The sequence below is a fragment of the Longimycelium tulufanense genome, from assembly GCF_014645795.1.
GTDB lineage: Bacteria > Actinomycetota > Actinomycetes > Mycobacteriales > Pseudonocardiaceae > Longimycelium > Longimycelium tulufanense.
Genome location: NZ_BMMK01000016.1, coordinates 149,541 through 157,624, shown reverse-complemented (window position 1 = coordinate 157,624; position 8,084 = coordinate 149,541). Strand labels below are relative to the sequence as shown.

Below are 8,084 nucleotides of genomic sequence, written 5' to 3'. Positions count from 1 at the left end.
CACGGACATCGGTCAACGCCACCGCCGCGCCCACCGCCGAGATCCAGTGCCTGATATGGTCCAGTCCCGGGGCCACCGGTCGTTCGTAGCGTGCGCCAACCGGAACAGTGTTGACATCCTCCACAGCGAAGGCATACCGCGAGGCGAGTTCCCGTGCCTGCTGCTGGCTCAGGGCGGGGCGGGCGACCAGAACGCCGAGCGCGACGCACAGTGCCAGGGCAACGGCGGCCGGGACGAGGCGACGTGCTCTGCGGGAGATCGGCATGGGGCGGCCTCCAGACAGCGACGGTCGGTGGCGTGGTGATCAGGAATGCCTGGCGCACAGTCGGGAACGCCACTCGAGGTAGGCCCCCAGGTCGGTGCGGGTGGTCAGATCCGTTGCGGTCTCGTCGGTCCATTGGGCCGCGGTCCGGGCGTCCACCGACAGCAGCTGGCGGCAGGCGCGCTCGGTGTGCTCCGGTACGACCCCGGCGCGGACCCGGGCTCCCGCCGCGAACATCAGTCCCTGCGCAAGGTGGGCCAGGTGTTCTCCGGCCGCTGCGGCCAGCCGGTCCCGCCCCGTGTCGTCCACGGCTCCGGCATACCCCATGGCGAGTCCGACACCGCTCCACAGGTGTGGCCGGGCGGGTGCGGGGCTGTGCGCGATGATCGTCGCGATGCCGTCCGGGTCGGCGGACGCCACGAACCACAACGCACGGCCGCAACCCGCGACGAGCGCTGGCCACCGCGGCGACCGCCGGGGCCGAATCTGCCGTCGTAGCGCCCGGAGGCCGCCGAAGAAGGTCTCCCCGAAACCGGATCCGTCCAGGGCGAGCCAACGCAGCAACGGGGTGGCCGGCAACCGCACCGGAAGCCCGAGGCGGAGCGGGGCGAACGTCCAGCCCGCGCCGACGTGCACCAGGTGCGTGTAGCAGTCACCGGGCCCGGCGAGGAGGCGACGCAACGCTCCCGCCCTACCGAAGGTGGCCAGATCCCGCATCGCGGCATACATCCCAGCACCCTCGTAGGCGAAACCACGCTCCTCCTCGGTCACGGTCGCCAGGGCGTGGTGCGGGTGCCGCCAGTGCTCGGCACCGATGTTGAAACCGGTCAGGAAGCTGCGGCCGTGGGTCTGGAGCACGGCACGGGCGGCGGGCCGGTCGAGCCGGAAGCCGCGGACGGCGAAATCAGCCATCCGAAGCGGAAGGCGGATCGGCAGCCATCGAGCATTCCGGCGAATGTCTCCTGTGGACTCGCTCCGCATCGACTCCCCCAGCAACCGCGAAGTCTCGGTTTCCTGACTACCACCGTCGATCATCGACGTCAAAGAACTTACGCCAGAAGAACCACGGTAGCCGGATACACTCGCCGGCTGTCTGACGCAAGCTCAAAGTTGCTGCGCCAAACAGCCCACCGCAGCATTGTTCGTCGACCTCCCCGCGAGCTGCCTCGCCGGCCACCTCGGACACCTGGACTGGAAAAACCGTAAAAACAGCGCCGAGCCGGCCGGCACCTGGCCGACCGGTCGACGGACTGGGCCGGCTGCCGCGGCAAGCCACAATCCGGTGCAATCTATTTCGACCTCGACCGCAGACCGGAAATACCGGTCGACCCACCGGCCCGACCAAACCAGGAAAAAATTCACAGCCCGGATCAACATGAACACCAGCAAAGGGTGTGCTTCTCTACCATCTCCCCAGTTTTTGATCATTTGTCCGCGCTGCGCTCACCGGCGTGCTCGCGTGCGCCGCGAAGCGCGGCGATCCAGGTGTCGGCGAACCGGTGCCGCAACTCGCGCGCCCGCCGCACCGGCAAGCCCAGCGACGCCCACCCGGTGTGTGTGAAGCTCAGCCGCAGGCTGCTGCTGCCAATGCTCCTCACCTGCACCGCGCAGGACGGGCGCACCGAGACCTCCGGGATGCCGACCGTGAACGTCAACCGCTCGTCCACCAAAAGGTTCCAGTCGTGGAGCGGGAAGCGGCGCGGGCCCTGGTCATCCACGACGAAGAACCACCGTGGCCCGAAACCGTCGCTGGCCACCGGCAGCCACCGGTAGACATCGGTCCCGCCGAGCGGGCGGAACGGCCCCTTCGGCAGGTCGACCAGCCCATCGATGTCGTCCCGGCATCCGTATCGGGTCGTACGACCGGTACTGAGGTGTTCGGCCAGCCGCTCCAGGAAGTCGGTCCACCCGTCCACCATCTGCGCGACCTCGGCCGGGCTCCGGGTGGCGTCCCGGTCCTCCACGTGCACCAAGGTCCCGCCCGGCGCAGGCTCGACCCGCCACCGGATGTGGTTCACCGGACCAACACCCAGGAAGCGCCAGTCGAACTCCAGCAGCTCGCCCTCCCGAACCCGGTGCGGTCGGACGGTGAAGAAGTCACCGTCACCGAACTCGAACCGAGTGTCCACACCGGACGCAAGCGGTCGGTCGAGATCTCCGAACCAGCGGGCCAGCCGCTCCGGTTCCCGCAGTGCCGCCCACACCTCGCCCGGCTCGTCCACCACACGCCGGGTCACCCGGACCATGCCGGACCCGGTGGGGGCTGGCTCCCTGGCGGAAGGGGACATCGCGAACCTCCTGACACTGCGGACAGAGGCGTGACAAGAGCGGTCCCTTACGGATCGTATAGAGACAGGCACGGACGTCAATCCGTCGAGCGTGCCATCGCCGGTCGTCTGCCACCCGTAAGGACCTAGTTCCTTTCTGCCTCCTTGCCCACACTCGAGCCTCGTCACCACGTCCCCGACGTACCGCCACCGCGTCTGGCGAAGTCGCCGAGCAAGGGAGCGGGGACGGTAGGAGGGTGTGCGTTCGTTGCGGTGGGGAGGGAAACGCGATGCCCGTGGACGACCCCGAGACAGCGCCCGCTCCTGCCTGGCCGCGTCTTCTCGGCCGGGCCGGGGCGTTGCTCACGACCACGGGCCGCCACCTCGTCGCTGCCACCGTGGCCACTGCCCGACGGCGGAACGGCCAGCGGGGCGCGCTGCGCGACCGGCTACCGGGCCTGTTCATGGACCTCGGCCCGACATTCGTCAAGGGTGGCCAGCTGCTGAGCACCCGGCGGGACCTGCTGCCGCGAAGTTGGTGCGAGGCGCTCGGTGTCCTACACGACCACGTCGCACCGATGACGGTCGCCGAGACGGAGCTGGCACTGGCCACCGCCTATCCGACCGGCTGGCCATTCGGGTCGTTCGAGTGGCGGGCGGTGGCGAGCGGCAGCATCGCGTGCGTCCACCGGGCCGTGCTCCGGGACGGCCGGGAGGTCGCGGTCAAGCTTCGACGCCCGGGAATCCGCGGGCGAATGCTGGCGGACCTGGCGTTGTTGCAATCGGGCGCCCGTCTCGTGCAACGACTTCCCCGGCTGCGGCGGGTTCCGGTCACCCGGATCGTGGCGCAGGTCGGCGGTGCGGTGGTGCGGCAGCTGGATCTTGTGCGCGAGGCCGAGTCGTTGGCCGGGCTGCGGGCGAACCTCACCGCGGTGCCCTCGTTCCGCGTTCCCGCCCCGGTTCCGGCGGCGTGTGGACCGGGTGCCCTGGTGATGGAGTTCGTACCGGGGCTGCGTCGGTTCGGCCGGCACGAACTCGATCCGACCACGAGGAAGGAACTGGTCCGTAACGTCCTTCGCGGCGTGTACCGGATGCTGTTCCTGGATGGTCTAGTGCACTGCGACATGCACCCGGGCAACCTTTATCTGACGCCGTCCGGTGAGGTGGTGCTTCTCGATGCCGGGTTCGTCGTGGCTTTGCCCGACAGTGTGCGCAGGCTGTTCGCGGAGTTCTTCCTCAACATGGCGCTCGGGCGTGGCGATGAGTGCGGCGAGGTGGTGCTGCGAAGCGCCGACGACATACCGGCGGACGCTGATGTCGAGCGATTTCGCCGGGAGATCGCCGACCTGGTCGGATCGGTGTCCGGGGCGAGCGCGGGACAGTTCCAGCTCGCCCCCTTCGCCGCTCGCCTGTTCGACCTGCAGCGTGGCTGCGGGGTGGCGGCCGCACCGGAGTTCGTCTTCCCGCTGATGTCGTTGCTGGTGTTGGAAGGGATGGTCAACGACTTCGACGCCGACGTGAACTTCCAGGCCGAGGCGGTCCCTGTCCTGCTGACCGCGTTACGTTCGGTGTGAGACGGCCGTGCGAACGCTTCCGGTGAGCGTCTTCCTTCCGGTCTGGGAGCAGGTACACCCGGTGGGGAGGGAGGTTCCGGTCAGCTGGTTCGTCCTCGGCGACGGCTCGTGGCTCCAGGCCGCGCTACGCGCCGGTGGTGACGGTAGGGGGGACACCGGCGTTGCGATCTCGCTTGGCACCTGGCTCCGCCGCTCGGATCCCCAGCTGCTACTCGACGGTGTTCATCTCGCCGAACGCGCGGGAGGAAGGCTGGCCCTGCTGCATCGCGGTGCGGGCGGTGGGAGCCTGTTACGCGCCGCCGCGTGGGAGAACCCCCAGCTCTCCATGGTCCACGTCGAGTTGCCGTCGCGGCCCAGCAACGCCGCCGTGCAGACGGCGCGGCGGCTTCTTGACCGCCGAGGGGTCTCCGGGGAGTTCCGGGTAGCTCCGGATGGAACCGCGTATCAACGTGCCTGGCGCCGCATCTCCCTGCCTGCTGCCCCATCCGCCTTGGGAGCAGGCTCGGTACTGGTTACAGGCGGCCTCGGCGGGCTTGGTCTGCGGGTGGCGGCTGTGCTCCGCCACGCCTTCGGTCTGCACCCGGTTCTGGTCGACAATCGCAGGCAGTCCGAGCTGCCGGGCGCGGGTGCGCGGCATCTCGAGCGCTTGCTCGGCAGCGGGATCGGCGCCACCGTGATCACGGCGGATCTCACCAACCGACGGGAGACCGTGCGCCGCCTGGCTCGGCACGGGAGCGGGGTGCGTGTTCTGGTCCACTGCGCGGGCCGGCTCACCGGGGCACCGGTCCGGCGTACCAGCCCCACCGAACTCGATCACCTGCAGGAGGTGAAGGTCGAGGGACTCCGGAACGTGCTCGCCGGCGTCATCCCGGAGCGGCTGACCCATCTCGTCGCGTTCGGCTCCCTCATGGCGGAGACACCGCATATGCACATGGGTGCCTATGCGCTGGCGAACGAGATGCTCCGGCGGGAGGTCCTTCGTCTTGCCGCCCAGCTTCCACGCTGCTCCACCGTGGCCGCCCAATGGTCGTTGTGGAGTGGAGCGGGGTTGGCGCACCAGCTCGGGGTGGTTCGACAGGGGAAGCGTCTGGGCATGCAGCCCATCCCATTGCGGACGGGTATGCATGCACTGACCCGCCTGCTGTCGTGGCCCACCGGTCCCACTCATGCGGCGGCACCGGTCATCGTCGGCGGCGAGCACACCCTCCCGGACGGCAGGACACGTCCGTTCGCCCGAACCCCTGCGCCCCTTCAGTCCACTGCGGATGATGACGATCCCGGCTGATCGTGTCGTGGTTTTGTCGGCCAGCCCAGGCCGAAGCGGGCCGGCCCGCGGGGACCGGGCGCTTCACCGTCGACTGGACCTTTCCCGAGCCCACACCCCCGCCGGTGCCCACGATCGCTGGCGGGTCTGCCATATCGGCAGCGCGGTTCTGGGGATGTGGGCCAATCACCACTTCGGCGATGGCCGGCTCACGTTCGCCGATGTCCGGTGGCCGGGCACGGCCGCCGACGAGATCGTCTTCCTGGAGGAGAACTACACGGCGTGGCGCGATGGGGTGGCGGGCCTGGGCGAGGAGGGCCCCGCGCAGCCGTGTGGTCCGGACGGAGGGACCGTACGCCGACGCACCGATGGCGGCCGCTCGTGCTGCATATCGACCGGGAAGTCTTCCACCATGCTGCGGAGATCGCCCTGCTTCGCGACCTGTACCGGGCGAGTGCGGGCGGTGCCCGGTGGGGCGGCCAGCCGGTCGGGAAATGGCGTTCACGCCGGCCGACACACGTTCGCCAGCCACCGAACGCGCCGCATGTCCTGGACCTACGTCGAGCCCAGGGACACAGACCCAAGCATTGCGTTTTGCGCACCAGGAAAGTTGATCTACGATCCGGGGTCGACCATTAATCTTGTCGCAATGAGGTTGGGATGGCTGAGAACGGGTCCATACAAGACCCAAAAGCAGTAGTTTCTATCATCTACGGTTTCGCCCTCTCCCGAATAACGGCCACCTTCGTCCGATTGGGAATCCCCGACCAACTGGCTGACGCCGAGAAATCTGCGGATGGCCTGGCCGCCGCGACCGGGTGCCATCCCGATGCACTCCGCCGCCTGTTGCGCGTGGGCGTCGTCATCGGGCTGCTCAGCCTCGAGAACGGGCGTTTCCGGCTGACCCCGCTCGGCCAGACGCTCCGCACCGACGCTCCCTCAGCGGCGGGACACCTCGCCGCCATGTACAGCAGCCCGCCGGTCCAGGCCGCCTGGGCCGCGCTGGAGCAAAGCGTCCGGACCGGCCGGACCGCCTTCGAGATCGCCAACGGTGTTCCGCTCTTCGAGTGGCTGGAGCGGGACCCCGAGCTGGCACGCCACTTCCACGCGGCCATGGCGGCGGTGACCAGGAACCAGCTACCCGGCCTCTGCGAGCGTTACGACTTCAGCGGCTTGCGGCGGGTTGTTGACGTGGGTGGCGGGGACGGGACGCTGCTCGCGGCCATCCTGACGGAGAACGCGGGGCTTCGCGGCACGGTCTTCGACACGGACAAGGCAGTGGAAACCGCACCGGAGGTGCTGGCCAGGGCCGGTGTCGCCGGGCGGTGCGACATCGTGACCGGGGACTTCTTCCTGGAGGTCCCGGCGGGCGCGGATGCATATCTTCTGAAGAACATCCTGCACGATTGGGATGACGAGTCCTGCCGGACCATTCTCCGCAACTGCCGGCGGGTGATGGGGAACGAGGCGAAAATTCTCGCGGTCACCTCGCTTCTTTCTGGGGAGGAAGAGGCTTCCGACTCCATGCAGACCGAGTTCGCCGCCTACCTGGACATTGAGATGCTGGTGATGACCGGCGGCCGGGAACGCACGCTGTGCCAGTACGAGCAGCTGTTCGCCGACGCCGACCTCAGGCTGGGTGACGTTACGGAGCTTCCCGGGGCTCCCGGCGGCTTCGTCGTCGAGGCCCTGCCGGCCTGACCGGCGGGTACACGTCCACAGCGGGCGTGGTGGAAGGTGCTCGCCTTCCACCACGCCCTTGAAACGTCAGCTTCTTGTCGGGCAAAGCGTTTCAGGCGGAATATTGCTCTACCAGTGCCTGCTCGTCCGTCGGATCCAGCGCGATGCCGAAGACCTTCCGGAGGGTGTCGGGAAGCTCCTCCGCAGGAAGTGTGCGGGTCTGATTGTTGCTCTTCGTGCGGACAGTAGCGAACTCCGTGCCCATGAGGCGATGCCGCACTCCCGGTTCGGTGCGCTGCGCCATGAGGCGGTTGACGAACGGCGACCGAGGATGCGTGGAGGTGTAGTGGTTCGCTACGACGTAGTCGACAAGATACCGCGGTTCCAACGTAAAACTGTAAAGGTTGAACCCGCCTTCGGGATGCCGTGTCCGGAACATCCATGTTCCGGCTTCGTCGGTGTCGAGCCGGAACACCCAGCCGCCCTGGTCGACCTCCGTGCCGTCCACAATCGGGATCGGCTCGAGTAGGCCCTGGCCCCCGAAGCCGACATCCGCCAGCCAGGGACCGTCCTCGAGATCAACCCGGAGTAGGGCATGGGTGGCCGGCCTGATCTTGTTGGTACCCATGAGGACACGCCCGCCGAGGCCGGTCACCGAGTAACCGAGCCGCTCCAGCACCGCCGCGAACAGCGGGGTGTGCTCCATGCAGTAGCCGCCACGGCGGCGGTGCACCAGCTTGTCCTGGATATCGTCCAGGTCGACCGAGATCGGGCGTCCCAGCGCGATCTCGACGTTTTCGAAAGGGATGGCGGCGACGTGCGCACGATGTAGCGCACGCAACGCCGACGCGTTCGGCTCCGTCGGCTCGTCGATTCCCAGCCGAGCGAGGTAGCTGGCGAGATCCAGGCGTTCCGAGTCCCACTGCGTGTCCGTCATCAACACCAGCTCATCATCCCCTCCACGCCAAACGGTGGGAGATAGCGAAGTGGGGAGCCGACATGGTGTCGACTCCCCACTCACGTAGGCAATTCGTGCA

The 8,084-nt window shown here is 68.2% G+C and carries 6 protein-coding genes and 1 pseudogene; 3 read left to right on the top strand and 4 right to left on the bottom strand.

All coding sequences use genetic code 11. The features are described 5' to 3' along the window. The 3 genes and pseudogenes from IEY55_RS17635 to IEY55_RS17625 form a co-directional block, all read right to left on the bottom strand. A pseudogene (locus IEY55_RS17635) lies at positions 1–265 on the bottom strand (hypothetical protein); the annotation flags it as partial. Positions 266–304: 39 nt separating this feature from the next. Continuing rightward, the gene (locus IEY55_RS17630; protein WP_189059194.1) at positions 305–1,174 is read right to left on the bottom strand and encodes a DUF1702 family protein; all 870 of its coding nucleotides are present in this window, start codon (positions 1,172–1,174) and stop codon (positions 305–307) included. A 512-nt stretch (positions 1,175–1,686) separates the two neighbouring features. Further along, positions 1,687–2,550, bottom strand: a complete 864-nt coding sequence (locus tag IEY55_RS17625) for an SRPBCC family protein (RefSeq protein WP_189059192.1) — start codon at positions 2,548–2,550, stop codon at positions 1,687–1,689. Between the two features lie 269 nt (positions 2,551–2,819). Here IEY55_RS17625 and IEY55_RS17620 point away from each other — a divergent pair, with 269 nt between their 5' ends. The 3 genes from IEY55_RS17620 (at position 2,820) to IEY55_RS17610 (ending at position 7,068) form a co-directional block, all read left to right on the top strand. Next, positions 2,820–4,103 (top strand): ABC1 kinase family protein, encoded by a 1,284-nt coding sequence (locus IEY55_RS17620; RefSeq protein WP_189059190.1) that lies wholly within the window; start codon positions 2,820–2,822, stop codon positions 4,101–4,103. Between the two features lie 7 nt (positions 4,104–4,110). Beyond that, positions 4,111–5,388 carry an SDR family NAD(P)-dependent oxidoreductase gene (locus IEY55_RS17615; RefSeq protein WP_229686482.1) on the top strand — a complete coding sequence of 426 codons (1,278 nt, stop codon included), beginning with the start codon at positions 4,111–4,113 and terminating at the stop codon, positions 5,386–5,388. Between the two features lie 639 nt (positions 5,389–6,027). Continuing rightward, entirely contained in the window at positions 6,028–7,068 is a 1,041-nt protein-coding gene (locus IEY55_RS17610; RefSeq protein ID WP_189059186.1) for a methyltransferase, read from the top strand. A gap of 91 nt (positions 7,069–7,159) precedes the next feature. Here the strand turns inward: IEY55_RS17610 and IEY55_RS17605 are convergent, their stop codons facing one another. Next, positions 7,160–7,984 carry an arylamine N-acetyltransferase family protein gene (locus IEY55_RS17605; RefSeq protein ID WP_189059184.1) on the bottom strand — a complete coding sequence of 275 codons (825 nt, stop codon included), beginning with the start codon at positions 7,982–7,984 and terminating at the stop codon, positions 7,160–7,162. Between the last annotated feature and the right edge of the window lie 100 nt (positions 7,985–8,084).